Raw genomic sequence first — 25,937 nt, forward strand, 5'->3', positions numbered from 1 at the left:
CGCTTTTTCTGTTTAAGGGCTGTAGAATAGGAGTTATTATTTACAAAAAAAAGAGTATAAAACTTAGCTCTGTTTCAATATTAATTTGATAATTAATGTTTATTCAGCAGTCGTTTCACCGGTCTCGACTTGCTGCTCGTACTTGCTAAGCTTGTTGTAGAGGGTTTTAACGCTGATCCCCAGTTGTTCGGCGGTATCCGTTTTATTACCTTGAGTGGTTTCTAGTGCTTGATAAATAGCGATTCTCTCTAAATCATCTAAGCGCATGCCTTGGGGGATAACAACTTGTTCACCACCACATAAACCCACTTCATTCGTCTGAGGTAGCTGTAAATGGCTGGGTAAAATATCCTGATCGGCCAGAATATAGGCTCGCTCAATTGCATGTTTTAATTCGCGCACATTACCAGACCAAGGGTACTTAGCAATCATCTGAATACAGTCTTCAGCTAAGCTCTTATTCTGCTTTTCGGCCACGTTACGATAGGCAAGAAAATGCTGCGCAAGCCCAATAATATCCTCGCCACGTTCCCGTAAGGGCGGAACGCGAATGGGAAACTGGGCCAAACGAAAGTACAAATCTTCTCGAAATAGCCCTGCCTCTATCGCCACTATGGGATCACGGTTAGTCGCTGCCACAATACGTACGTTTGCACGTTGCACTTTGTCGCCACCCACAGGACGATACTCGCTATTTTCCAACACTCTGAGTAACTTCACTTGATGATCAATCGGCATTTCGGTGACTTCATCGAGAAACAAGGTCCCGCCTTCAGCCTGTTCAAATACGCCTTTGTGATCCCGATTCGCCCCCGTAAATGCGCCTTTGACATGACCAAACAGCTCACTGTCGACCAATTCTGGGCTTAATGCACCACAGTTAATCGCAATAAAAGGCTCGTTCACCCTAGGGCTGGCAAGATGTATGGTATTAGCAACCAGTTCTTTCCCGACCCCACTTTCCCCAATAATCAGCACATTACTGCCTGTCGCAGAGACGCGACGAATTGTGCGATATAGCTTGTGCATAGGAGCTGATGAACCAACAAGCAAACCGTATTGGTCTAGCTCGCTAGCAAAAGGATGCTGTCGATTAGGCGATGATGCTAAATACTGTGCAAAATCAGCAAAAATTTCGCTGATTAGCGGCATATCGTAAGGTTTGCGAAAGTGGTAACCAGCAAAATGAGACATTAACTGATCAAGATTGGGGTTTGGCTGACCGTCGGAGAGAAAAATAAACTCAATATTTGACATGGCCGCATTATCCAGCAGCACAAGGTAATCTTCACGACTAAGACTGGATAACTCAATAATGGCAACATCGACGTGATTTGCCCCTAGCTGCTCTATCCAAGGCAAGTCATCGACACTGCGTAGCTTATTAAAGTCAGCAGCACCAGCAAGTTCGATGATTGCTTGCTCGGCGCTAACATCCTGCAAGTGATAAAAAAGTGTCAGTCGAGCCATGCGTATCTACTCCCTGTATGAAAAACTACTGTATGTCAGCCATGAAATTTTAACAACAGCAACGGTAATAGTTGCCGATGTTCTAAGATGATATCTCGATGAACTGAGAATATCAGTCTAAAAATCAGCCTGTTAAAATATCATTAAAAACGAGAACAGAATATGCATGGTAGCTGAACGAAACAAAATCAGTTTACCCAAGCAGTTAAACAATCTATGTCGAACACTGGCATTAGGAGGCCCATAATGAAGTCTAATGTTGTGCAACATCAGACTGATATCCGCGCCGATATCATGTTGATCGATGAAATCATCAAGCTGAATCAGGAAGGACTCACATTTTACAACCAAGCGAGGAGGTATGTCGAAGACTATAATCTTAAGCGTGTTTTTTCCGCCAAAGCTAACATCCATCAACGAATGTTAACTCGGTTTGAACAGCTGAGACGTTTGGCTGACGAGCCAATTAATGGCCTAAGTCACACCGTGCCCGTCACTTATACTCAAGCAACAGAATTGCTGCAACAGTGCCAAATTTCGCAGGCTATGACCGCCCTTGTCGATATAGAGCAGCAAGTGCTAATCCAAATAAAACAAGCAGTAAGGCAAGCGCATCAGCCACAACTTGCAAACCAACTTGCAGAGGGTGCCGCTTGGCTGCAAATGAGTTACGACGGTACGGGATCGCTCAATCACCATTAATTCCCTGTCGCTAAGTGAGCCATATTTAACCGACTCCCCTCCACTTTTACTACAGACATAATACCGCACTGATGAGTGCGGTTTTTTATGCTCGAATGATGGCTCAGCATGCCAGAAAAAATTACATTTTGTCGGTAAAAAAGACCGACCTAAAGGAAAATGCTAAGGTATAAAAACGCCAGATAAAACAATTAAAACATTAAAAATCATTAACTTAAAAACATTGGCACGATTGGCGCATTATCTAGCTTCGAGAAAACAACGGAGGATATGATTATGAAAACTACAACAGCATCAGTACTAGTGGCTTTACTTGTCGGTTCAATCAGTTTAAATGTGGCCGCCGCCCAAGATTGGAAAGGCGGAACCAAGGATGCGTGGATCGATGGTAAAGCAGAAACCACTTTACTGCTCAACACGAATCTCAATTCCTTCGACATCATTACAGATGTCAAAGATGGTAAAGTGACATTAACAGGTAAAGTGGAAAGCAGTGTGGATAAAGCCCTCGCCACAGAGCTCATCAAAAGCTTAGATGGAGTGAAAGATGTCGATAACCAACTCACTGTGATGAATGAAAAAGAAGGCACCAGTGAAGTTGTTGCCACCTTAACTGACTCTAAAGTTGCCACAGTCATCAAAACGCGTTTACTGTTTTCAACTGACGTATCCGGCACCCAAATTAATGTGGATGTTGCCAATGGCATAGTCACATTGAAAGGTGAAGTTGCCAGCGATGCAGAACGTCAACTAGCACTGAAAATTGCCGAAAATACCGACGATGTGAAAAAGGTCGTTGATAAAATTAAAGTTGTTAAAAAAGTGTCTTAACTCTCGCGACAACGGCATTTTTTAAATTAAACGTATTTTAAGTAACAGCACACAGATCTAGACTCAAGGTTCGATAGTGCTTTATGAAAAAAGAATCAAAAAAACCAGCCTCAGCTGGTTTTTTTATGCCCATTTTCAGACCCAATCGAAAAGACTTACTCGCTTAAATTAAGAAGGGTGAATTCAGATGACTCGAATGATCATAAAGGAGAAGAGTTACAGAAAACTGAGCTAAAACGCAGGTGTTATTCAAGCTTCAAAGTCAAACTAAGCTTCAAAGCCAAACTGGAATGCATAAAAATGTTGGCCATTCTCAATATTGATGGTCATAGTGCCAGTTAACCCCTGCAACTCCCCCGCCCCAGAATGGGGTACCACTTCTAAGATCAGACGATTTTGTCCATCGGTCATAATGCCAAAATGTTGTAATACAAAACTGCCCTGCTTACCGCACAAATTACCAACCACTTGTTCAATGGCCACATAGCCAGCTGAGCCCTTGACTGACGTCATAGCACTGAGCATTTCCCCTTTGCTGCGCCCCTCAAGCTCACCATAAAAGGTTTTATCTAAGCCCATACGTCCTAACGTCACACCACCAATGCCAGTAGCATAGGGGCTATCAGGAGTGAGCTTAACATCAAATTTCCCAGTGATTTTGCTAACTTGCATGACACTCTCCTTGTCGAAATCTTATGCTGACCTATTACCTGCTAACGCTTGCTACTGAAGCAAACATCACCCACTTACCGAAAAACAACTTAGCATAAGCCTGCGCAGATCCATAATGGCATTTACACGCTACTTATGTAGGCTGGTCTCACTCACTATCATCTCTATGGTTTTGACTATTTCAGGGCTTTCAGACATGGGTTGGTCAGACGCTCTATCGCGATAAGTCACAGCAATTTTGAATGGGGCTTCGAAAGGATAAACAGGTTCAATACTATCCACCTCGATTCGATCGCCAAGCATGACACTGCCTAAGTGTTTCAAGCTATTGTGTTTAAAATCCAGATTAAACAATCCAAGATACCAAAATATGCCTGAACCTTGAGTCGTCACAATAAAGGGCGCCACAAAGGGCATAGTTTGCATTTTAGGATCATCTTGAATCGGTGCGTCACTTTGGGTGTCCGGCTCTAGAGCGGGATCGAAATTTAACGGTGTAATGCGTAAGTAATCAAGTAATGCTCGACCTTTTACCTCACCATCTTGGTAGTCGCCCATAGCAAACTCTGTTTGTTTGATCTTAATAAAATGAGTCAGTGCAACGGACTTGCCGCCCTCAGGCAGCGTTATTTCAACAGGATTGGCGGTATTTAAGCTAAAGAGTTTGAGCATCACTTCCGATGCATTCGCCACAGGCTTTACCTCAAAAGGTGTCACAGTTTCGATCTCATTCGCCTGAGCCTGAGTTTTTTCATGCGCCATGGCTTCATCGTATTGCATGACCTTACCATCTTCCATCACCATATAAATATCATCATTGGTCATGTTGAAACGGTAAATACCCGCAGCAAGTAAGGCTAATACCACTAAGGTTGCCGCTATGGTTAATTTTACAAACGTACTCATCTTCTCTCCCCAATCGCGCTCGTTATGCGCTACTTTTCTAACACCGATAAACTTCAAATCAATGTCGGAGCAGTATTACAGATACTGAGTTAAAGCGAAGTGGGTAAAGTGTAAAAAATGCCGCTATTTTGAATTTTGTCAGGCTAAGTTCAGCAACATGCCTTTTACTCGACCAATATGATGGGCTGAGTAAATACTCAGCCCAATACATCACTACTTTTCGTTTTTCCACAAGGCTGGGGTTTGGCTTGGTTGCCAATTGCTTTGGGAGAAATGCGCTTGCACTAAGGAATAGATTTTATCTTGATAGGACACAAACTCAGGTAGTTGATAATTATGCTGTTCCTGCCAAGCAGGGGCATAGTTATCTAGCGTATCAAAACGATATCCTTGACGTTGAGCTTCTTCAACAAAACGCTTAATTTTAGGCAAGTTGATGGTTGCACCTTGTCCTCGGTGAGCATTCTCAAACAGGAAGTCGTGGGTCAAGATAACCACTTTCCCGTTATGTAAACCATCACTACAATCTAAGTTCTGCGTGCGACTGTTAAGAGGGTTCATTGTGGTGCCCGCACAGGTGTTGATCACTTGATTGACTTTTGCCACCAGCTCAACCCCATCGGTCATGGATTCAGCAGGAAAGGCAACGCCCCAATCCTCAGGTCCCCAGTCTAGATCCCAGCCAAATATTTTATAGTCACTCTCGGCGAGCATGTTTTGAATTTGCACCGCAACTTGCGAACTGTTGGTCGAGGTTTCTGCGGTACAAGCAAAAGCGGGGTCCCAAGGCGGCACAGTATCGGATGTCGCACACAAGCCGTCGCCTTTGAGTTTACTGGTCACTCGCCAACCATTGGTGTAAGGCAAACGTGCCAACTTAGTCATCTTGTTATTGGGATAACTGGCGGCATTAGGAATAAGCTCAACCACTTTGGCCGTGTTCGTCACAAAATAGGTGAAATCGGTGGCCGCATCTTGATAGGATTTTACAGGCCAGAGTCCAACTTGATTACAATATGCCGCCCCAGATTGCACGCCATCAGTGCAGTTATGCAGCATATGATCGTAACTGTGGTTTGCCAGAATATGACCATCGTCTAGCAAACGTTGTAGGGCGACAGCCGCTAACGCCTCGTTTTCATCCCCTTCGCCATACATATGAAACGCATTTATAAAGAACGTCGCCTTGATATTGGCATCCTTTAACGCATCTAACAGCCCTAAAGTCGCGTCAATTGGACCATCATCAAAGGTAAGGTAAATGGTTTTATCACTGGCGTAGGCCGCACTTAAGCCAGTACTCAAGCTTGCAACACAAAGCCCAACTGCAACGGCTATCGATTTCAGTTTCATGATTTCATCCTATAAATAATGTTTAAAGATGAATAAGTTAGTTCTCTTTACGCACTGGTTAATTCATAACCTGTAGACAGCGAGTTCACTCATCCGTTTAGCTTATCTATAGTGAGTAATCCCGCTGGCATTAGTTATACCATCCTAGCAACAAGCCATACTTTTCTACGCTAAGTCGATAAATCCTGCCTTTGCACCCAGTTATACCAATCACATTAAATATCTAATCAGTTCAGAACCTCACAGGCATTTCAATCCAAGGCGCATTGACGCAGAAATGGTCATTCCCTTTTAAGTCAATGCAACACCGGAGTGGGATGCCTGTGTGGCTCCCAAAGGGCGGCTGATGTTCACTACATGGCAAAGCGCTTTATACTGCGTTTAAGGCTTTCGACAGAGCACCACTATGCCTTCAAGCCTTCGCCTTGTCTAAAGCGCGTTGAATTCCCGCTGAATGAACAGATATTTAATACGATTGGTATTAACTATCCCCCTTACCCAAGGCTTCAAAGACAATAGAAAAATACCAATCCTAGTGTGAAAAGTACCGCATCAACAATTCGATAACAGGTAAGTTAACTGGAGAAAAAAACAACACAAAAGCACTACAGGGATGCAATAACATGTCAGAAGGTCAACTATTTAAGAGCTCTTTGCTCGCATTATGTATCGCTAACGCCTTGTTCGGGATGAGCTCAACCGTAGTCGCGGCGGAGCAACAAGAGGCAACTGCAGAAAATATTGAGGTAATCCAAGTACGCGGCATACGTCGCTCGATTGAAGCCTCTATGAATACCAAACGCTTCGCCGACTCCACGGTCGATGCTATCACCTCGGAAGACATAGGTAAGTTTCCCGATAAAAACATCGGTGATGCGCTGCAGCGAATTTCTGGGGTGACGGTCGATAGACAATACGGTGAAGTGAGCGGGGTCACCATTCGTGGTACAGCGCCAGAACAGAGTCGTATTTTGCTGAACGGTCAAACCGTTGCCAGCACCTCTTGGTATGACCTAGGTCCTGCCACTCGTACCTTCAACATGGAATTATTGTCAGCCGAGCAAGTCAGTGCGGTTGAAGTCCACAAAACGCCAACCGCTAGCCTTGAAGAAGGTGCGCTGGGCGGCACTGTCGATCTCAAAACCCGTAAGCCCTTAGATCTCGATGCTCACACATATCAAGTGGCAGGTGAGTTGAGCCAAAGCAGCCTGTACGATGAAACAGATCCAAGTGGATCTTTCGTCGGAAGCTGGAAAAATGACGATGAAAAATTTGGTATTTTAGGCGCTTACTCAGTAGAAAAACTCACCAGTGGTCGTCATGTATTAGAATCGCTCAGCGGTTATTATGAATACTTCGCTGCCGATCCTGCACAAGACCAAGAATCAACTGTCGGGGCGTGGGGGATTGGCTCACAGGCATTTAGGGCAGAGCGTGAACGGACCAGTGCCCAAGTCACACTGCAATTTGCACCGACAGAAAAAACAGAGTTCACCTTAGATTACTTTAATTTCGAACTCGATATCCCCCACGTAAACCACAACTTCCTTACCGTTGGCGCGCGCGGTTCAGGCTCCACCAACGTAGTGAACAACGCCCAAGGCGGCACAGCATCGGCAACGATTCTACCGGCGTATGCGTCGATTATTTATAACCCTGTGGTACGCCACGCGGTTAATATGAAGTCTGACGTACTCAACTTAACCGGAAAATACGTCGGGGACAGTTTCACCCTTAGCGGCGTCATTGGCCAATCGACCTCAGATGGCGGCACCCAAGGCGGCTCATCTTCTTGGTGGATCCCTGCGACGGATCAAGGCGGCAAAATTGGCGATCCCGCCTTCCCTAATGGCCAAGGCAGTGTCGATGGTGGCTTTAGTTACGATGCCACAGGTCCCTATCAAGTGGTGCTGACAAGCCTAGATGCCAACGATGCTAGCCAGTTCAAGCATGCGCAGGAAGCCAACTACGAAACCACAGTGCAAGATCATAAAGTCACCTACGCGCAGTCTGACTTCGAATATCAACTCGATCATGATTTTATTAATAAAATTGCGGTCGGGATTAAGTACAACACCAGTGATTTCGAGCGTAATGCCTTCAACCGTAACCCCGCAGAAATCCTAGGTTTCGTGCCTAATGGCAACCTAGCCAACTGGAGCGATGGCGTACTGTCTGGCCTGCATTCCCAGAGCGGTGGCAATGTGCTCGACTCCTATGCCAAGTTAGATGAAGACAAATGGTGGGCGTTTATCAGTGAGAAATACGCCAATGGCGAGTTAGTGGAAGTCGCCGATCTCGGTAACACCTTCACTGTCGAAGAGGATATGTTGGCCCTGTACGCCCAAGCGGATTTCAGCGGCGAATTCTATCGTGGTAACTTTGGTTTGCGTTACGTTAACACAGACCAAACCTCAACCGGTTTTGCCGATGGCAAACCCTACAATGAATCCGTTAATTACGATAATTGGTTACCGAGTATCAACGTCGCCTTCGATCTACAAAAAGATCTAATCCTACGTGCCTCGGCCTCTGCCGTGATGGCGCGTAACAACTACAGCGACCTCAAACCAGGTTTAGCCATAGCGAAAAACTTTGGTACTGCGACCGGCGGTAATCCAAATTTAAAACCCTATAAGGCAAACCAAGCCGACCTTGGCATCGAATGGTACTTCACTGAATCTTCTATGCTGTCGGCAGCATTGTTCTACAAAGATATTGATAACGTAGTATTTGTCACTGAGTCGACTCAGTACATTGAAGGTTGCGGCGCGTCAGAATCCGAGTGGAATAAATGCCGTGTCACAGCCCCAGCCAACGGCGGTAGCGGCTCTGTTACTGGGCTTGAAATCCAGCTACAACATAACTTTGAAAGCGGTTTTGGCTTCTTAACCAACTACACCTATGTTGACAGTAAAAGCACTCGCCCTGATGGCACCGAGCAGATGATTGAAGGCGTATCAGAAAACTCCTTCAACGGTTCACTCTTCTACGAAGATGATCTGTTCAGCGCCCGTATCGCCTATAACTGGCGTTCAGAATACTTAGGCGTAGGTAATATTCAAAACGTGTTAAACGACAGCTATCAACAAGTGGATGCCTCGATTATTTGGCATGCAATGGAGAACTTAGATATCTCACTCGAAGGGGTTAACTTAACCAATGAAGTGGTGCAATCCTATGATGTTAAATATGGATTGACGCAAAATACCATCGAATTTGGTTCACGTTATTTCGTCGGTGCCAGTTACAAATTTTAATTTTGAATCACACCATAGCCGACCTTAGGGTCGGCTTTTTGCGTTGATAATGCAGCGGGGATAAACCATGAAAGTGAAGCAAGCAATCAGAAAAATCATTATCTTAGGGGGTGGAACCGCAGGTTGGATGGCAGCGGCAGCCCTCGCGAATAACCCCGTATTTGCCGCCATTGAGCTCTGTTTAGTGGAATCGGACAACATAGGCACCATAGGCGTTGGTGAAGGTTCAACGCCACACCTAAAACGCTTTATGGACAACTTAGGCATTAGCGAAAAAGATTGGATGGAACGATGCCACGCCAGCTATAAAACCGGCATCGACTTTATCAATTGGAATGGTGACGGGCAGCAATATTTCCACCCCTTCTATTTTCAAATGGATGTAAAACCCGCCGAAGTCTTTTTTATCAACGCCAATGCGAGGCGCCGAGGGCATGGCAGTGCCGTTAAACCCGATGCGTTTTTCTCCAGCGGTGTGTTGGCCAAACGTAATCTCAGTCCTATGGCACAAAAAACTCTGCCAAGTGCTAACGAATACGGCTATCACTTCGATGCGACTGAGCTGGCCAACTACTTAAAAGATTATGCCTGCCAACGCGGCGTACGGCAGATCATTGCTGATGTGGTCGAGGTGTCAACCTCTCAAAACCAGCAGATTGAGACGCTGATCCTGGCGAATGGCGAACGGCTGAGCGCCGACTTTTTCATCGATGCCAGCGGTTTTAGCGCCAAGTTAATTCATAAAGCCCTAGGCGTGCCCTTTCAATCCTTCGCCGATGAGTTGCTCAACGACAGCGCCGTTACTGTTCCTGTACCTGTTCCTGTACCAGCATTAATGGACTCAACTCAAACACAGCAAACCCATGATCTACAAAACCATGCATTGCAAACCCAAGCACAGCAAGCCAAGTACCATACCCGCGCAACGGCGCTCAGTGCGGGCTGGCTATGGCAAATTCCCCTCACCCACAGGCTTGGCAATGGCTATGTTTATAGCAGTCGCCACCTCAGTGCCAATGCCGCGGCCAAGGAATTGTTGCACAGTGTTAATCTGCCTGAATCAACCCAAGTACGGTTTCTCAAAATGCGGGTCGGAGTCAGTGACAAGGCTTGGCACAACAATGTGCTGGCGATAGGACTTGCGCAAAGTTTTATCGAACCGCTCGAAGCCACGTCGATCATGATGACCCAATTCACCCTTGAAAAATTTATGTCGTTATTCGAGCGCTATCAATTGAATAAGCAGGCAGAGACCTTAAGTCGACAAACACTCAATCAGGCGGTCATGCAGTTAGTGCTCGGCATAAAGGATTATATTCAGGCCCATTATGTCACCAGCCAGCGCAGCGAACCCTATTGGTTGGCGGCGAGAAAAGTCACCATTTCCCAAAGGCTGACGCAACTATTGCAAGCTTGGTATCAAGGGGAAGACTTTGATCTGCTGCTTTACCAATACGATCAGCAACTCGCCTACTTTCGCCCTTCTTGGTATGCGCTGTTAGCGGGAATGGATTACCGCGACCCAAAACTGAAACGCCCATTTGAGCCGATTTCAGCGGAGATCACGGCGCAAGCAATACGCTACAGCCAAACCTTAGTGGAGCAGTATTTTCAGCCTAAGCATCCGTGATAAGAATGGTTAAATTGCCCTTTGTTTACTGCTAAAGCACTGACGAAAACGACTCGGCGTGACACCTTTAAATTGAATAAAACGCCGATTAAAATTGGATAAGTTGTTGAAACCACACTGATCACTGATGGTTGATATCGGACTTTGATTTGAAAGTAGTAACTTGCACGCCTTAGCTATCCTGAGTTGATTGATAAACTCAGTTAAGGTTTTCTCGGTGCGTTTTTTAAAGAATCGATGGAAATGATTGGTGCTCATGTGCGCTAACTTTGCCAAATCCTGTGCCGACAAGGCCTGAGTGTAATTGTCATAAATATGCTCAATCACTTTATCGAGCTTTTTCACGGTAAAGTCGAGTTTACTACCGTGGGTAAACAAGGTGCTCGACAAGAGTTCTTGCTGACTATCCTGTTGTAATAACGCTAATAATTCCAATAACAAAATATAGCGTCTAAAAGGATTGGCCGTCTCCATTTCGATAAACACACTATGGGCCTTACGCGCCGTTTCCTCACTAAACAACACACCTCGTTTGGCATGGGTCAAAAGTGAATGCAAAGACGCTAACTCACGTTGCTCATTCACAATTTGGTGTAGCCAGACCGCTGGAATTTGTGCCACATAAACAACTTCCTGCACTCTTGCATTCGAAGTGTCGTCTTTTAGCGCGTTGCCATTTGATATCTCGTCAATTGAAACACCAAGGTTAGCCTCGGATTGCCAGCCGTGGGGCATGTCGGGACCTATGATCACTAAATCATAATCGCCATAGCGGGCAATATGGTCGCCCACATAACGCATACCATAACTGTTGAGGGTTAAGCAGATTTCGTACTCGGGGTGATAATGCCAATTGAGATCCATGTGGTCCCATTCATAACGAAAGTAACGCCAAGAGCTGTTTTCATCGGGGATCACTTTTTCACACAGAGGTTTCATCCATTAAACTCCAATTGCTCATTCCTTTACCTAAGCTTCAATCAGCTCTTATAGTTCAACACCATTCACTCAAGCTAGCCGTTATGCCATCCTGTTAAATTATTCAATTACTTAGACCTTATTTTTAATGCCAGCCTTGGACTATTAGCGCAGACAAATCGCTGTGCCTCGCGTACTATTGTCTATAGCAAGTCAGCCCTACAGTGATACTCAACTCCGTTACTCTAATACTATTCTATCCAATGTTAATTAAAGGTAACTATTTTACAAGTAAACACCTTATCAGCAGATACAAAAACACAGTTTTACCTATGCCCATCCGTAGCAGCTGCAACTCATATCTATAGCCAGTATCTATAAGTATCTACAGCCCGTATTAACTGCACCTGATGTAAATCAGCCCAATCAGCGCGAACACGATTTGACTATGTGAGAAAAGTATCGACAGAGGCACCATTCGTATCACCACCAAGGCGAGCGTCAAGCCACAATGAATTTCACTTAATTCAATTGGCTAAGCACATGAAACACAAACTCATCATTCTGTTTGTCCTCTGTACTTTCTTTGTGATTTCCTTGATGACCAACAGCATGGGGCCGATTTTCCCTGCATTAATTGACAGTTATGCTATCGGCCTGACGTTGGCGGGGTTGTTTCCCTTTGCATTTTTTATCGCCTACGGAGTGACATCGATTCCTGCGGGGATTTTAGTAGACAAGTACGGTGAAAAGCGGGTGATCATCTTAGCCTTTAGCCTCGCGTTTATCGGCGCCGTCACTTTTGTGTGTTTCCCTACCTTTAGCATCGCTATGTTTAGCCTATTTTGTATTGGCACTGGCATGAGCTTATTGCAGGTGGCAGTCAATCCCTTATTGCGACAAGCTGCGGGGCCAGAGCATTTTGCCTTTTTCTCCGTACTGGCCCAACTTGCCTTTGGCGGCGCCGCGACCTTAGCGCCGCTGGTGTATCAGCATTTTGTCGCCTTAGATCAAGCCAGTGCAGCATCAGCCAACTATGTGCAACAGCTATTGCCCGAGAACATGAGTTGGCTCGCCATGTACTGGTTATTTGCCGTGGTCGCACTCGCCATGGTGCTCTTTGCCAGCCTAGTGAAGATGCCCAAAGTGGATAAATTGGCAGATGAGTCGGCAGGTGCCCTCGAGACCCATTTACGCCTTTTCAAAGATAAAACCGTTTTGAAATTCTTCTTCGCTATCGCCGCCTACGTTGCGCTTGAGCAAGGACTTGCTAACAGTATCTCAGTATTTTTGTCACAATATCATGGTCTTGACACCTTAAGTGTCGGCGCCAATGTGGTTAGCGATTTTTGGTTTTACATGACGCTCGGCTGCCTACTCGGTTTACTGCTACTTAAACTTATCGACAGTCAGATCTTGCTGCTCAGTTTTTCCCTTAGTTCACTGGTTTGTTTTCTAGTGGCGATTTGGGGACCGAGCCAACTAGCATTAATTTGTTTCCCATTGGTTGGCTTTTTCATTTCTATCATGTGGTCGGTGATCTTCTCGTTGGCGCTCAATTCGCGCACTCAAGATCATGGATCATTCGCCGGCATTCTCTGTACTGGCATTATCGGCGGCGCGTTTATCTCGCCGATCATTGGTTTTATCAGCGAGCTATCCGGCGAGTTACGGCTCGGGATGTTAGTGCTGTTAATCCCTATGGCTTACATAGGTTATGTGGCCCTAACGGCTCGTCCCTTGATTAAAAACACTACCCTGTTCTCAGCGAAAGCGGCATCAAAGGATGCCGTTCCTATGGCAACAAACAACACGAGAGGCAACAAGCTATTATGAGCGTCCTATGTTTAGATCTTGGGGGAACTAAACTGATGTTGGCACAGGTGGAAGGTAAAACCTTACTCGACACTTGGCGGTATCCTGTTCCCGCCGATGGCAATTTTGAACAATTATTAGATTTCCTCGTGACCTGTATCCACAGCCACCTCACGCCTGAAACCTATGGTATTTCCATCGGGGTGCCCGGCATGGTGGATATGCACAGCGGCACTTTACTCGAAGTGCTCAACATCCCTGCATTAACGGCAACGCAGTTGGCTCAGCAGCTTAAAAATACCTTTGAAATGGATGTTGTTGTGAATAACGACGCTAACCTCTTTGCCCTCGGCGAAGCTGTACTCAATCACAATCAAGACATGCTCGGGATTACCTTAGGCACTGGCGTAGGCGCTGGGGTGATTTTTAATGGTCAGCTGTATTCGGGTAAACATTGCGCCGCAGGTGAAATAGGTAGTTTGAGTTATCGTGATGGCATTATTGAGCACTACTGCTCGGGGCAATACTTCACCACTCATCATCACATGAGTGGCGAGCATTTGTACCAAAAAGCCTGTGAAGGTGACAGCCAAGCGCTACAAGCCTTCGCCCATTTTGGCGAACACTTGGCGCACATGATCGCCCAAACCTTACTGGTATACGATCCCAAAGATATCATCCTTGGCGGCTCAGTCAGCCAAAGCTTTCCCTTTTTTATTGAAGCGCTTAAACAGAAATTGCAAAGCTTAGTCTATGGCCCGCAACTGACAGACTTGACGATTTCAGCCAGCCAACATCACAATGCAGCACTGATCGGAGCGGCACAATGGTTTTTACAACAACAGAAAATCAAGCAAGTTCAACCAACATCACAATGCTCCAGCAATTCATAGGCGCGGCGCAGTGGTTTTTACAACAACAGAAATCAAGCGATTTTAACTAACATCACAATGCTCCAGCAATTAATTGGCGCGGCGCAATGGTTTTTACAACAAAAGGACTTAGCTAAGTGAAAGGACTAACGAAAGGGAAAATAAAGTGGCAGAGGATTAAGACGGCCTTAATCAGCGGCGTAATGGCCGTGCTTCCCGCGATGCCTGTGCTTTCAATACTTGTTATGCCATCAGTACAGGCCGCCAATGCCGTGCAGGAGGCAAATCATGTCGCGCTGAATCAATTGGCCGATAAGCTCCAATTAAATTATCAGTTAACCGCTAGTTATCTTGAAACCTGTCCCGCTAAAGAAGCCCAATGCTATCGCTCCGCCATTGAGCTAACCCTGCCCACTCAGTTATCCAACGACAAGTTATCCAGCGAAGAGTTAAATCACGGCGACTGGCAAATTTATTTCAGCCAATTATCGCCCGTTTATTTCGTCGATGCGGGTGACTTTAGCATTGAGCATATCAATGGCGATTTACATAAAATCACTCCTAAAGCCAGCTTTAAGGGCTTCGTCGCCAATCAAGTTTATCGTATTGAGTTTTATAGCCAAGGTAGCCAAATCACCCGTTCCGAGTTTATGCCAAACTTCTTTGTCGCTATGGGTGATAAAGCGCAGGTCATAAAGAGCACTCAAACAAGGCGCGATAAAGAAACAGGTTTAGCCGATCAAGACTACCTGGCGCCCTTTAATGCAGAGAAACAATTCTTACTAGCAAAAAACGATGCAACCCCCTTTGCCGATGGCCAGTATTTAGCCGAGCAATATCAAGCCTTAGCCGCAGACAAGGCACCTGACATTAGCGGCAAACTCATCCCCACGCCACTTCATAGCCAAAGCCTAAACTCAGCGCCTTTATCCCTTGCTAAAGGTTATCGACTCACGGCTGCAACTGTCGATTTTAAGGGACGGCAGGCGGCATTTGATTACCTCGATTCTTTAGGCTTTTCGGCCAAGGACAAAGGCACGCCGCTATTATTGCAACTCGATACTCAAGCACCTAAAGTCGCAAGCACTGAAGCCCATGATAGTGAAATTAAAAGCAGCGAAGCCTATCGGTTAACCATAACGACTGAACAAATCAGTATTCGAGCGGGCACTGAGGCGGGACTCTTCTATGGCCTACAGAGCCTAGCTGGGTTGATCAGTTTAAGTGACGATCAACTGGTCGCCATCGATATTCAAGACCAGCCTCGCTACGCCTTTCGCGGCCTACATATCGATTTAGCCCGTAACTTTCACTCGCTCGATTTTATTAAACGCATTATCCCACAGCTCGCCGCCTATAAAATCAATAAGCTGCACTTGCACTTAGCCGACGATGAAGGCTGGCGTTTAGCCATCCCCGGCTTACCCGAACTGACCGATGTGGGTGCAAAACGCTGTTTCGATTTAACCGAGCAAACCTGTTTATTGCCACAACTGGGCAGTAGCATAGCGGACGTTAACCCCGTCGATGGCTACTTAACCGTGGTGCAATACCAAGAAATATTACAACTGGCTGATGCTCACCATATCGAAGTGATCCCTTCACTGGACATGCCGGGGCATTCACGCGCCGCAATAAAATCCATGGAGGCGCGTTATCACCATTACCTCACCAAGGGAGACAAAGCTAAGGCGGAGGAGTTTTTACTGACTGAATTTACAGATAAAACCCAATATTCGTCGATTCAGTATTACCACGACAACACACTCAATGTGTGTCTGCCGAGCACCTATCACTTTATCGATACTGTGATTGATGAAGTTAAAAAGATGCACCAAGCCGTAGGCATTCCTTTAGTGCATTACCACATAGGCGCCGATGAAACCGCAGGCGCATGGGTCGACTCTCCCTCGTGTATCGCAATGAAAAAACAAAAAGTCGATGAGTTAGCCGGACTGCATTCGCTCAATGGTTACTTTATCGAGCGCGTTGCTAACATGCTGGCGGAGAAAGGGATTATTGCCGCTGGTTGGAATGATGGTATGGGTGAAGTGCGTCCCGAAAACATGCCCGCCCAAGTGCAATCTAACGCTTGGTCGCAGATTTCAGACAACGGCCATCAAATCGCCCATAAGCAAGCAAATCTTGGCTGGAAGGTCGTTATCTCAACGCCAGAAGTCACCTATTTCGATTTCCCCTACGCTAGCCATCCAGATGAGCGCGGCAATCATTGGGCCTCGAGGGCAATAGACAGTTTTAAGGTGTTTAGCTTTATGCCCGATAATCTGCCAGCCCATGCTGAGCGCTGGCACAATAGCTTAAATCAGCCATTTGTGTCGGACGATAGCCGCAGCCAGCTCAAACCGGGACACGGTTTTTACGGCTTGCAGGGGCATCTTTGGAGCGAAATGGTGCAATCGGACGAGCAAGCAGAATACATGTTATTCCCGCGCATGGTCGCCCTCGCCGAACGGGCATGGCATAAGGCACCATGGGAATTGGCCTATGATTATCAAGGTAAAATCTATAGCCAGCAAACTCAACATTTTGCCCGCCAACTCAATGGCCAAGCCGAGCAAGTGCTCAAACAGGATTGGCAAATTTTCGCCGCGGTTTATGCCAATAAGGTACAACCTAAGTTAGCTAAAGCGGGAATTTTCTATCGCATATCACCGCCTGGGATACGTGTTGAACATCAGCAGTTAGTGCTCAATAGCTTATATCCCAATGCCGAGCTGGAATACCAACTCGACTCAGGACCTTGGCTAAGTTACCGCCAAGCTTTCAAGCTTAATGATGTCAAACACATCCGCGCCAGAGTCAAAGATGGCGCGCGTTACTCTCGCCCATCGACTTGGCAAAACACCCTCTAGTCGTTTCTCGCATAATGTCGGCCATCGTATGTGATGGTCGATACGTTAATTGACTATTAATACCACTGGTCGATGGGTTAGGCACAAGCTTACATTGAGGCTTTTCAATAACCGCGCAACTCAGGCTATAATCTCGCTATTCGCGATGACACTCTCGTGATAACACTTTATCAAGCCTAAGGATCTGCCAACCGATGACAACTGCTTCTACTAGCCCCTTTGCCGTGTTAAATCAAACCACAGCGACCTCGTTCAATGAGCAGAAAAATCTGATTAAACGGGTATTTAAAGGTAAGCCAGTGCAATGTCCTAGCTGTAAACAGACACTTAAAGTGATATTGCCAGAGCAGGCAAAAGCAGAACTAGCGGCAGGGATCTACTGTGCTAAAGGCTGCACAGATATCGAACTCGATATGGAAGCCGTCGCGGGACTCTAATCATTCCAGAGCCAACCCACACTGGCATTAGCTTCACATCGGCGGCCAAGCGACGATTACAACAGTCCCCTGTGATTAGCCGTTATAAAATAAATATCTCTCTAATTATCAATGAGATTATTTAAACTGATCACGGCAGTTGCTTAAGCTGCCCACGAAAATAGTGTCGATAATAGCCCACCAAATTACTGCCAATAAAGAGTACCTCCATTAACACTGCCACAGGCGATCCCACTAAGGCATTGTGAACGAGCCAAAAACTGGTTCCGACTATCATAAGCAGTCTGAGATCTTTATCCCTTTGACAGAATGCGGCGCGGGTTTGAAACAAGGTGCCTATACAACTGATCACAGTCGTTACCCCATTAAAGGTCACAATGCTCATCACAAGTGCAGCAATAGAGAAACACCATAGGGCTACTTTTGAGGTGGTAAAAATACTGGTCAGATAACGCACTGTGGCTATGCCCATTAAGCCTGCGGCAGTCCATTGCTCCAGCAAACAAAAATGAATTGAAATCAAGATGCCAGACACAAAAAGACAAGCGACTATCCGCTCCCGCGCCTTAAATTGAAACGAAATCAGATCGAAGATAATTGCTATCGCCACCAAAATTTGAGACAAAGTAAACGCAGTCAACTTATTAAGCTCCTTCGCTTTAAGTAATAATGCGCACTCTGATTGAAAGCCTTACAGACTTGAGAGCGCAACTTAAGGCGCAGCATCATGGGAATCGCGCTTTAGCGCATTAACTTAAGTTAACTGGGAGCAAAAACCGTTAAAGAGAGTCTTGAAGTCGTCTACGCATACGCGACAAACTGATTGCCGTAATGCCAATATAATTAGCTAGCTGACCTTGGCTTAACCGCTCAAGCCAAAGTGGTGAATGTTCGCGTAAATACAGATAACGTTGCTCAGGTGTGTGCAGCAGTAAAAAGGCTTCCTTTTGTTCTTTATACAATAATTGCTGTTTAAGTAACCCAAGTTGCACTGACTGCAGCGAAGTATCATCCAACACAGATAACGGCATTTGGATAAGTTTACAGGCGCTTAAGGCCTCTAATTGGTAACGAGCGGGAATTTGCTTAAGCCAACTGACATACAAAAAACACAGTTCACCCTCGAAATAAAACTCCTTACAGCGCTCTATGCCCTCCTGAGTATAATGGCAAGCGCGCACGATACCATCCACAACAAAATATGCCTGTGACTGCTCATCTCCTTGGCCAAGAAGCACCTCTCCTGCCGGCACGTTCAACGCTTTAAACTGTGGTAAGTAACGTTCAACAGCAGCTTGACTCGCCCCTAACGCAATCAAATATTGTTGCAGTGGCTGGCAAGTTGGCACCTGCAATACAGCAGTCTTTTTTACGTCATCAGGTTCAATCATGCGAGCAACTCAGCGATTTATCACTAAACACTTAACCACTGCCATTCGAGTAAGGGTTCAGCACTCGCTTGCAGGCCACGGCTCAGCGTGACGTTAAATACACTTTTAGCGGGAATGCTTCCCACGCCCTTGGGCGTGCCTGTCATTACAATATCACCCTCATCGAGACTGATAAATGCCTGTAGCTCGGACAATATGGTCTGAGGTTTGTAAATCATTAAATCGATATGCCCCTCTTGCATCAAGTTATCGTTGATACTCAAGGTGAAATACAGCTGTGCCTCTGCATCATCAATCGCTACAAACGGACTGAATAACGCAGCACCATCGAAGGCTTTTGCTCGCTCCCAAGGTAATCCCTTAGCTTTTAACTTAGTTTGCAAATCACGTTTTGTGAGATCTAAACCGACGGCGACGCTACTGAAACGGCCATTTTGAAACATAAAACACAGCTCGGTTTCATAATGCAAGGTTTCCCCTTGATGCTCAGAATGAAGCACAGTCGAAATGGCCGAGTTGGGCTTTAAAAATACCACCATATCCTCGGGGATTTCGTTACCTAATTCATGGATATGCTCAACATAGTTACGCCCAATGCAGAGAATTTTTGTCGGTACGATAAGGTTTTCACCTAACACGACTGATTTCATCTTTAATCCTTTTCAAGATAGGGTTGAAATAATTTTAAATAATAAAACCAACTAGTTAACCTAAATTAAATCTAAACGTTCAATTGAACTAATCACTGTACTTATGACGAACTCTGCTACACTTAAATCAATATTTCAACGAAAACAGCGATCTAACCATTAATAAACCCATTTTACAGGGACAGTCATAGAAGAGGTTTTCGCACTATGTTAACGCTTACCATAAAACAAAAAATCATCTTTAGTTTTAGTGCAATTGGCGCGCTGCTCATCGCTGGTAGTAGCTTTTTCTACTATTCACTCTCCCAAGTACAAACCGCCTATCAAAATATTGAAACCTTAGCCGTACCCGTGCAAAAGCAGAGTAATAGCTTACAACTAGTGCTATTAAAAATGTCACGCCTTGCCACCTTAGCCCATAGTCAGCAAGACACTGCCGCCTTAACCAAAAGTCAGCAAGCATTTACCGCGCTGCAGAAGAAATATCAAAGTATCGAAAATGAGTTAATTGAGCGAGTTGCAGATCAACCTAAGATGCAAACATCCCTAAACGAAGCGCAGGCAAGATACCAAGCCTATTTGCAGCAAAGCCAAGCCATGTTTAGCGCTAAACTCGCCAATGAACAAGCAAAACGGCAGTACCTGCAACTCTTTGAGCGCTTTAACCATGCCAAGACCAACGCCAGTAATGCGATGATTGATCTCGAAACTCTTTCCATCCCCGATAATCCGACTTTACTCGAAGAAATTGTCGGCACAGGTACTCGCATTGACGACATGCTCTATACACTAGCCAACACTATGGGGGAACTGATCCACACTCAAAGTTTGGATGTTATTCAATCGCACCAACAGGATGTCGGTATTTTACTGGGAAATCTCACCACTAACTTTACCTTTTTAAAACAACAAACTGATGGGCTTGATACCTTAGGATTACTGCAAATATTCGAGCAAGAATATGCGATTATCAATACTTTACTCGCAGCGCCTGCCGAACTTTATAAAGTGCAGGAAGCCGTAGTTGAGGCACAACGACAAGCAGAGCAACATTACCTCGATGCCGATAAAGAGTTTAATGCGAATAATCTCGCCTTAGATAAGTTAATCAACTTAGCCGACCGCCGATTTACCAGCCTGCAAACCATCGCCAGTAATGATATTCAACAGGGTCAAACCTTAGCGATTGTACTAGCACTGGTATTTATCATCATGGTGAGCTTTATCTCTTTCTTCACCTCCAAGGCCATGCTCAATCCCTTGGCCTTAGTGAACGGCGCACTCGCCAGTATCGCCCGAGGGGATTTATCTAAACGCATTCATAAACGTCATAACGATGAATTTGGTGCCTTAATCGATAACATGAATACCTTGAGTGACGATCTTGCCAAGCTGTTAACCAATATCAGCCAAAATGCCCATTCATTGGACAGCTCTGCCACGCAAACCAATGAGCAAGGCCAGCGCATCGCCAATGCCGCAACGGCGCAAATCAGTCGAGTCGATGAAACGAAAGCCTTGGCAGAACAGATGTTTACTAGCTCAAATCTAGTGACAGAACAGGCCAGTGAGTCGGCGAGACAAATCAGTCAAGCCTCGAAATACGGTAATCAAGTGAAGCAAATTGCCGATGATAATCGCAATAAAATTGCCGAACTGAGCGCCCGTTTAAGTAGCTCAGTTGAAGTCATGTCTCGCTTGAGCATTCAAAGCGATAATATTGGCAGCATTTTAACCACCATTAGCAGCATTGCCGAACAAACCAATTTGCTGGCACTGAACGCCGCCATTGAAGCCGCCAGAGCGGGGGAACATGGTCGTGGTTTTGCCGTCGTGGCCGATGAAGTGCGATCACTTGCCTCACGCACCCAAGCCGCCACCGCCGAAATTCAAACCATGATCACGGCCCTGCAAAAAGAAACGTCCACGGCAGCCGATGCAATTACTACGGGGCAAAATCAAGCAAATGAGTGTGTCGGACAAAGCCAAATCCTGCAGGATGCTATCGCTCACATAGAAAGCACCTTACATACCCTCAATAAAATGAGTCTAGAGATCACCCACGCCGCCCACGAGCAGTTAGATTACAGCCAACGGATTGAGTCGAGCATGAGTGAGGCGGCACAATCTGCAGACCAAAATGCCAATGAAGCCATGGACATGGCCAAACGCAGCAACGAAGTCACTCTGCTTGCCCATTCACTCACCAGCTCAGTGGAGCGGTTTAAACTGTAGAGGTGATGGGACCTAGATTCTAGATTCTAGATTCTAGGCATATTCCATCAGGAATTCATCGAGTTGTTCGTTGGCAATTTCAATTTCGTCACCTTCGAACTGGGCGATATGAAACATACCCTCACCTTCGTTAGTCACAGGGATATTACTTATTCCTATGATAATACCGTCGGTTGGCGCGCGAATGGCCACACTGTCACCGCCGTGGGGGCTGACGATATGGGCAATGATATAACCCTTAGTCACCCGCTGGCCGAGTTTAAGCTTCATATTCACTAAACCATCGGATTCACTGCGCACCCAATAACTGCGAATAGCACTGACACTCGCGCCTTTGTTACTCACTCGCCCTTTAAGCATATCTAAACTGCGCATCACATTGAGCACACCTTTGAGGCCAGATTTTATCGACAACTCGCTAAAACGTAACGCCTCTCCAGCCTCATATAAAATGCAAGGAATGCCCTGTTGATTAGCATAACCTCGCATAGAAACACTGCGCGCTTTAGAATGCATAATAAGCGGCGCACCAAAGGCATTCGCCATGGCCAGCATAGTCTCATCATTAGTATCACAGCGAATTTGCGGCAAATTATCCCTATGGACGGCCCCTGTATGTAAATCAATCACATGGGTTGCATGAACTAATAACTGAGTGGCAAACAGATTAGCTAAACGGCTTGCGAGCGCCCCTTTGCTAGAACCAGGAAAGCAACGATTTAAATCGCGACGATCGGGTAAATAACGGGATTGCTGAATAAAACCAAACACATTCACTATTGGCACCACAATTAACGTGCCCGTCAGATTCTTGGGATTCACTCTGGCTAATAAACGCCGACAAATTTCGATACCATTGAGTTCATCCCCATGAATAGCGGCACAAACCAGTAAAGTCGGGCCAAGTTTGGCTCCGTGAAACACTTCCACATGAATATCGAGTTGCGTATCGGTATACAACTTAGCGGCTGGCAGCTTGATCCCTAATTGCGTCCCAGCTGTGACTCGTTTTCCCGCTAATTCAAATGCTTCACGTCTTTTTACCATGGCAACTCCCTTGTTCTATCAAATGTTATCCCGCGCGGTTGGCTCATGTTTACCGCATTTTTGCCAAAATGATCCGCTATTGCATATCAGCCTACTTTAAAGACTAAAGTGGGATTTTAAACGAATTATTGCGGCTCAAATTGGTTCAGCCAAGATTTTAAAATCTGCAGTAATACAGGCCTATCTTCAACGCTCACGCCCGCGAACAACGCATTTTGACATTGAATATGCTGAGGTAATGCCTTATCAATGAGCGACTTACCCTCAGCAGTTAACGAGACATGGACGGCGCGGCGATCTTCCTTACTGTGCTCCCGCTCAATCAGCCCCTTATTTTCGAGTCTGTCTAAACGACTGGTCATAGCGCCAGAACTTAGCATCATGCTCTGATAAAGTTGCGAAGGCGAGAGTGTGAACGGCTCTCCCGAGCGCCTTAACGTCGCGAGCACATCAAACTCCCCCTGACCTAAGCCAAATTCGGCGTGGCATTGCAGCAGTACCACTTCGATATATTTCGTTAAACGAGCGATTCGCCCGAGCACAGCCATAGGGATCAAATCCTCAGTCACCCCTTGCTGTTGCCACTGTTCAACAATTCTATCGAGGCCATCTTCTTTGGTATTCGAATCCGCTTTCTTTGTATCCGTAGAACTCGCGTTAGTATCCGCAGGACTGGCATTAGTTAGCGTCATTTTAGCTGTCATAGATTTATCTCAATATAAAGATTCTTTACATCATTCTTTACATCTTAGTCATTTTCTCGCAGAATTAAAATATCTTTATATCAAGATACATCTGAAAGAGATTCTTTTTGAATTGTAGTGATGTAGTTTCAACCTACTGTTGTTGAAAGGAAATCATCATGAGTATGCTAAATGCTGCTACAAATCACTTTTTCAGCAAATCAAACTCAGCTTATTTTTGGAGACAATCCATGCGATCCCCCCAGACAGAGAAAGCGAATTTATTGCTGCTCGGACTCGCGTTCATCCTTATTGGTCTAAATCTACGACCCATTCTCGCCTCCGTTGGGCCTTTACTGCCCAGCATACAAAAGGATATCAGCTTAAGCTTTACCTTAGCGTCTATGCTGACATTGCTGCCCGTGCTCGCCATGGGACTGGGTTGTTTTGCAGGCTTTAGTATCGCTAAACGCTTAGGATTCAATACCGTAATGACAGGATCATTGCTACTACTGATCGCCGCTACTGCAATGCGCTTCTGGGCGATAGATGCCAATTGGCTTATCTGCTCGGCATTACTGGCTGGAGTCGCAATCACCCTCATTCAAACCATAATGCCCGCCATGATTAAGCTTAATTTCGGTGAACGGGTGCCCTTAATGATGGGGCTTTACGTCACCGCCATTATGGGCGGCGCCGCATTAGCGGCGAGTAGCGCGCCTTTTATCGGGATGAACTTAGGTTGGCGCGCGGGTCTAGGTCATTGGACTTGGCTAGGCATATTCGCACTCGTGCTGTGGCTCCTGATTAAACATAAAGCCGCATTACCGAGTCAAGCAAAAGAGCAAGCTTTGCAGCTTAACTTTTGGCGTTTTCGTCGCAGTTGGCTATTGGCGATATTTTTTGCATTAGGCACAAGTTGTTATGTCTGCGTACTTGCATGGTTAGCCCCCTACGCGGTCGAGCTAGGTTATAGCCAAACTCAATCGGGATTAGTGTTAGGTTTCTTAACCAGCATGGAAGTGATCGCGGGCTTAGTGTTTCCTTGGCTTGCCAGCAAGTCGACGGACAGACGCGCCATCATAGCCCTACTCTGTTTGCTACAACTCATTGGCTTTATGGGACTGGCACTCGCCCCTCAAGTATCGCTATTTTTATGGGCGGGACTTGCAGGATTAGGTATTGGCGGGATTTTTCCACTCGGGCTGATTGTCACTATGGATCATCAACAGAATCCCATGTTAGCAGGTAAATTAACCGCCTTCGTGCAGGGTATGGGATATACCATAGCGGCTATCTCGCCTTGGATTGCCGGATTAATTCGCGATAATTTCAACAGCTTTAACAGTGCTTGGTTATTACTCGGTGGCTTAAGTGTGATCGCGTGGATATTATCTTGGCAATTTAATCCGCAGGGCTATGCACGCCAATATCAAATCACCCGCTGTGTATCTTAACTACCTAACTCAACATAAAAAAACCGCCATGTCGGCTAACGATCATGGCGGTTTTTATTGTGTTGAGCTAAATAAATCGCGCTCACACTAAGCGAAACTTAAGACTTTTTAACGAAGCACGTCAGAATCACAATACGAGTCCCGTTAACACGGCCTTCGATATGCTCTGGGTTGTTGGTCAAAGCAATGTTACGCACAGCTGTGCCACGCTTAGCCACAAAGCTAGTGCCTTTCACGTTTAAGTCTTTGATGATGACCACAGTATCGCCAGCATTGAGCACTGCACCATTACTGTCTAACGTTGGCGTCGCATCGTCACCTGCTGCGGCAACTTCGGCATCACCCCACGCTTTTAAATCGTCTTCAAGATAAAGCATATCCAGCAAATCTTGCGCCCAGCTTTCGCCATTTAAGCGCTTAAGCATACGATATGACATCACTTGAACTGCCGGTACAGGACTCCACATGCTGTCATTCAGACAACGCCAGTGGTTCATGTCCATGGTATCCGGTGCCGCAATTTGGCCACTGCAGGTTTCACAAATCATGATCTCATTGTCACGGCCATCGGAGGCTGGCAGATCATAAATAGAGAGTTCAAGCTCGCTGCCACACAGTTCACACTTGCCGCCACAGCGACTTAGCAATTCATTTTCAGTCATTTTTCTGTTCTATATGCATAGTAAAACGCGGATTATGCCATAAACTGGCATTTTTCGGCAGGGGGCTGAGGCA

The 25,937-nt window shown here is 45.8% G+C and carries 21 protein-coding genes; 10 read left to right on the forward strand and 11 right to left on the reverse strand.

Annotation, left to right across the window (positions count from 1 at the left end):
* Positions 1-99: 99 nt before the first annotated feature.
* Complete coding sequence (locus tag L5L91_RS02620) at positions 100-1,470, reverse strand: sigma-54 interaction domain-containing protein (protein ID WP_263191362.1); 1,371 nt, start codon at positions 1,468-1,470, stop codon at positions 100-102.
* Between the two features lie 246 nt (positions 1,471-1,716).
* Here L5L91_RS02620 and L5L91_RS02625 point away from each other — a divergent pair, with 246 nt between their 5' ends.
* Entirely contained in the window at positions 1,717-2,172 is a 456-nt protein-coding gene (locus L5L91_RS02625; protein ID WP_028760642.1) for a hypothetical protein, read from the forward strand.
* Positions 2,173-2,448: 276 nt separating this feature from the next.
* Entirely contained in the window at positions 2,449-3,003 is a 555-nt protein-coding gene (locus L5L91_RS02630; protein WP_105249747.1) for a BON domain-containing protein, read from the forward strand.
* A gap of 267 nt (positions 3,004-3,270) precedes the next feature.
* Here L5L91_RS02630 and L5L91_RS02635 read toward each other — a convergent pair whose 3' ends face one another.
* The 3 genes from L5L91_RS02635 to L5L91_RS02645 all read right to left on the reverse strand — a co-directional run bounded on the left by L5L91_RS02635 (position 3,271) and on the right by L5L91_RS02645 (position 5,934).
* Positions 3,271-3,675, reverse strand: coding sequence for a DUF3224 domain-containing protein (locus tag L5L91_RS02635; protein ID WP_131525327.1), 405 nt, complete (start codon positions 3,673-3,675; stop codon positions 3,271-3,273).
* 129 nt (positions 3,676-3,804) lie between these two features.
* The gene (locus L5L91_RS02640) at positions 3,805-4,581 is read right to left on the reverse strand and encodes a hypothetical protein (RefSeq protein ID WP_263235607.1); all 777 of its coding nucleotides are present in this window, start codon (positions 4,579-4,581) and stop codon (positions 3,805-3,807) included.
* Between the two features lie 213 nt (positions 4,582-4,794).
* The gene (locus tag L5L91_RS02645; protein WP_263235608.1) at positions 4,795-5,934 is read right to left on the reverse strand and encodes a polysaccharide deacetylase family protein; all 1,140 of its coding nucleotides are present in this window, start codon (positions 5,932-5,934) and stop codon (positions 4,795-4,797) included.
* 623 nt (positions 5,935-6,557) lie between these two features.
* Between L5L91_RS02645 and L5L91_RS02650 the strand changes: the two genes are divergently transcribed.
* Positions 6,558-9,194: a TonB-dependent receptor gene (locus L5L91_RS02650; RefSeq protein WP_263235609.1), complete on the forward strand. Its 2,637-nt coding sequence runs from the start codon at positions 6,558-6,560 to the stop codon at positions 9,192-9,194.
* A gap of 67 nt (positions 9,195-9,261) precedes the next feature.
* Positions 9,262-10,824 carry a tryptophan halogenase family protein gene (locus L5L91_RS02655; protein ID WP_263235610.1) on the forward strand — a complete coding sequence of 521 codons (1,563 nt, stop codon included), beginning with the start codon at positions 9,262-9,264 and terminating at the stop codon, positions 10,822-10,824.
* A 9-nt stretch (positions 10,825-10,833) separates the two neighbouring features.
* Here the strand turns inward: L5L91_RS02655 and L5L91_RS02660 are convergent, their stop codons facing one another.
* Positions 10,834-11,763 carry an AraC family transcriptional regulator gene (locus L5L91_RS02660; RefSeq protein ID WP_263235611.1) on the reverse strand — a complete coding sequence of 310 codons (930 nt, stop codon included), beginning with the start codon at positions 11,761-11,763 and terminating at the stop codon, positions 10,834-10,836.
* A gap of 522 nt (positions 11,764-12,285) precedes the next feature.
* Between L5L91_RS02660 and L5L91_RS02665 the strand changes: the two genes are divergently transcribed.
* The 4 genes from L5L91_RS02665 to L5L91_RS02680 all read left to right on the forward strand — a co-directional run bounded on the left by L5L91_RS02665 (position 12,286) and on the right by L5L91_RS02680 (position 17,739).
* Entirely contained in the window at positions 12,286-13,578 is a 1,293-nt protein-coding gene (locus tag L5L91_RS02665; RefSeq protein WP_263235613.1) for an MFS transporter, read from the forward strand.
* The gene (locus L5L91_RS02670) at positions 13,575-14,450 is read left to right on the forward strand and encodes an ROK family protein (RefSeq protein ID WP_263235615.1); all 876 of its coding nucleotides are present in this window, start codon (positions 13,575-13,577) and stop codon (positions 14,448-14,450) included. Before L5L91_RS02665 ends, L5L91_RS02670 begins: the two co-directional genes overlap by 4 nt.
* Positions 14,451-14,566: 116 nt before the next feature.
* Positions 14,567-17,302, forward strand: coding sequence for a family 20 glycosylhydrolase (locus L5L91_RS02675; RefSeq protein WP_263235617.1), 2,736 nt, complete (start codon positions 14,567-14,569; stop codon positions 17,300-17,302).
* A 194-nt stretch (positions 17,303-17,496) separates the two neighbouring features.
* Positions 17,497-17,739, forward strand: a complete 243-nt coding sequence (locus tag L5L91_RS02680; RefSeq protein WP_219250154.1) for a hypothetical protein — start codon at positions 17,497-17,499, stop codon at positions 17,737-17,739.
* A gap of 130 nt (positions 17,740-17,869) precedes the next feature.
* On the opposite strand, the gene L5L91_RS02685 is transcribed toward L5L91_RS02680, so the two are convergent.
* The 3 genes from L5L91_RS02685 to L5L91_RS02695 form a co-directional block, all read right to left on the reverse strand.
* Positions 17,870-18,379, reverse strand: a complete 510-nt coding sequence (locus L5L91_RS02685; RefSeq protein WP_028760654.1) for a YgjV family protein — start codon at positions 18,377-18,379, stop codon at positions 17,870-17,872.
* A gap of 139 nt (positions 18,380-18,518) precedes the next feature.
* Complete coding sequence (locus L5L91_RS02690; protein ID WP_219250153.1) at positions 18,519-19,130, reverse strand: Crp/Fnr family transcriptional regulator; 612 nt, start codon at positions 19,128-19,130, stop codon at positions 18,519-18,521.
* A gap of 23 nt (positions 19,131-19,153) precedes the next feature.
* A complete protein-coding gene (locus L5L91_RS02695) occupies positions 19,154-19,780 on the reverse strand; it encodes a fumarylacetoacetate hydrolase family protein (protein WP_263235618.1) in 627 nt (208 codons plus the stop codon).
* Between the two features lie 207 nt (positions 19,781-19,987).
* Between L5L91_RS02695 and L5L91_RS02700 the strand changes: the two genes are divergently transcribed.
* A complete protein-coding gene (locus L5L91_RS02700; RefSeq protein ID WP_263235619.1) occupies positions 19,988-22,015 on the forward strand; it encodes a methyl-accepting chemotaxis protein in 2,028 nt (675 codons plus the stop codon).
* 33 nt (positions 22,016-22,048) lie between these two features.
* Here the strand turns inward: L5L91_RS02700 and L5L91_RS02705 are convergent, their stop codons facing one another.
* Both L5L91_RS02705 and L5L91_RS02710 read right to left on the reverse strand, forming a co-directional pair.
* Complete coding sequence (locus tag L5L91_RS02705) at positions 22,049-23,062, reverse strand: succinylglutamate desuccinylase/aspartoacylase family protein (RefSeq protein ID WP_263235620.1); 1,014 nt, start codon at positions 23,060-23,062, stop codon at positions 22,049-22,051.
* 125 nt (positions 23,063-23,187) lie between these two features.
* Positions 23,188-23,766 (reverse strand): MarR family winged helix-turn-helix transcriptional regulator, encoded by a 579-nt coding sequence (locus tag L5L91_RS02710; protein WP_263235622.1) that lies wholly within the window; start codon positions 23,764-23,766, stop codon positions 23,188-23,190.
* Positions 23,767-23,996: 230 nt separating this feature from the next.
* Between L5L91_RS02710 and L5L91_RS02715 the strand changes: the two genes are divergently transcribed.
* Complete coding sequence (locus tag L5L91_RS02715) at positions 23,997-25,202, forward strand: MFS transporter (RefSeq protein ID WP_263235623.1); 1,206 nt, start codon at positions 23,997-23,999, stop codon at positions 25,200-25,202.
* A 98-nt stretch (positions 25,203-25,300) separates the two neighbouring features.
* Here L5L91_RS02715 and L5L91_RS02720 read toward each other — a convergent pair whose 3' ends face one another.
* Positions 25,301-25,864, reverse strand: coding sequence for a PhnA domain-containing protein (locus tag L5L91_RS02720; RefSeq protein ID WP_011790067.1), 564 nt, complete (start codon positions 25,862-25,864; stop codon positions 25,301-25,303).
* Positions 25,865-25,937: the final 73 nt, after the last annotated feature.

The sequence above is a fragment of the Shewanella sp. SM55 genome, assembly GCF_025654025.1.
In the GTDB taxonomy this organism is placed as follows: domain Bacteria; phylum Pseudomonadota; class Gammaproteobacteria; order Enterobacterales; family Shewanellaceae; genus Shewanella; species Shewanella oncorhynchi.

Excerpts from the sequence above, each read along its gene's own strand:
- L5L91_RS02635 (WP_131525327.1), bottom strand. The coding sequence starts at position 3,675 with ATGCAAGTTAGCAAAATCACTGGGAAATTTGATGTTAAGCTCACTCCT.
- L5L91_RS02630 (WP_105249747.1), top strand. The coding sequence starts at position 2,449 with ATGAAAACTACAACAGCATCAGTACTAGTGGCTTTACTTGTCGGTTCA.
- L5L91_RS02695 (WP_263235618.1), bottom strand. The coding sequence starts at position 19,780 with ATGAAATCAGTCGTGTTAGGTGAAAACCTTATCGTACCGACAAAAATT.
- L5L91_RS02655 (WP_263235610.1), top strand. The coding sequence starts at position 9,262 with ATGAAAGTGAAGCAAGCAATCAGAAAAATCATTATCTTAGGGGGTGGA.
- L5L91_RS02665 (WP_263235613.1), top strand. The coding sequence starts at position 12,286 with ATGAAACACAAACTCATCATTCTGTTTGTCCTCTGTACTTTCTTTGTG.
- L5L91_RS02660 (WP_263235611.1), bottom strand. The coding sequence starts at position 11,763 with ATGAAACCTCTGTGTGAAAAAGTGATCCCCGATGAAAACAGCTCTTGG.
- L5L91_RS02650 (WP_263235609.1), top strand. The coding sequence starts at position 6,558 with ATGTCAGAAGGTCAACTATTTAAGAGCTCTTTGCTCGCATTATGTATC.
- L5L91_RS02620 (WP_263191362.1), bottom strand. The coding sequence starts at position 1,470 with ATGGCTCGACTGACACTTTTTTATCACTTGCAGGATGTTAGCGCCGAG.
- L5L91_RS02670 (WP_263235615.1), top strand. The coding sequence starts at position 13,575 with ATGAGCGTCCTATGTTTAGATCTTGGGGGAACTAAACTGATGTTGGCA.
- L5L91_RS02715 (WP_263235623.1), top strand. The coding sequence starts at position 23,997 with ATGCGATCCCCCCAGACAGAGAAAGCGAATTTATTGCTGCTCGGACTC.
- L5L91_RS02690 (WP_219250153.1), bottom strand. The coding sequence starts at position 19,130 with ATGATTGAACCTGATGACGTAAAAAAGACTGCTGTATTGCAGGTGCCA.
- L5L91_RS02700 (WP_263235619.1), top strand. The coding sequence starts at position 19,988 with ATGTTAACGCTTACCATAAAACAAAAAATCATCTTTAGTTTTAGTGCA.
- L5L91_RS02680 (WP_219250154.1), top strand. The coding sequence starts at position 17,497 with ATGACAACTGCTTCTACTAGCCCCTTTGCCGTGTTAAATCAAACCACA.
- L5L91_RS02710 (WP_263235622.1), bottom strand. The coding sequence starts at position 23,766 with ATGACAGCTAAAATGACGCTAACTAATGCCAGTCCTGCGGATACTAAC.
- L5L91_RS02705 (WP_263235620.1), bottom strand. The coding sequence starts at position 23,062 with ATGGTAAAAAGACGTGAAGCATTTGAATTAGCGGGAAAACGAGTCACA.
- L5L91_RS02640 (WP_263235607.1), bottom strand. The coding sequence starts at position 4,581 with ATGAGTACGTTTGTAAAATTAACCATAGCGGCAACCTTAGTGGTATTA.
- L5L91_RS02720 (WP_011790067.1), bottom strand. The coding sequence starts at position 25,864 with ATGACTGAAAATGAATTGCTAAGTCGCTGTGGCGGCAAGTGTGAACTG.
- L5L91_RS02625 (WP_028760642.1), top strand. The coding sequence starts at position 1,717 with ATGAAGTCTAATGTTGTGCAACATCAGACTGATATCCGCGCCGATATC.
- L5L91_RS02645 (WP_263235608.1), bottom strand. The coding sequence starts at position 5,934 with ATGAAACTGAAATCGATAGCCGTTGCAGTTGGGCTTTGTGTTGCAAGC.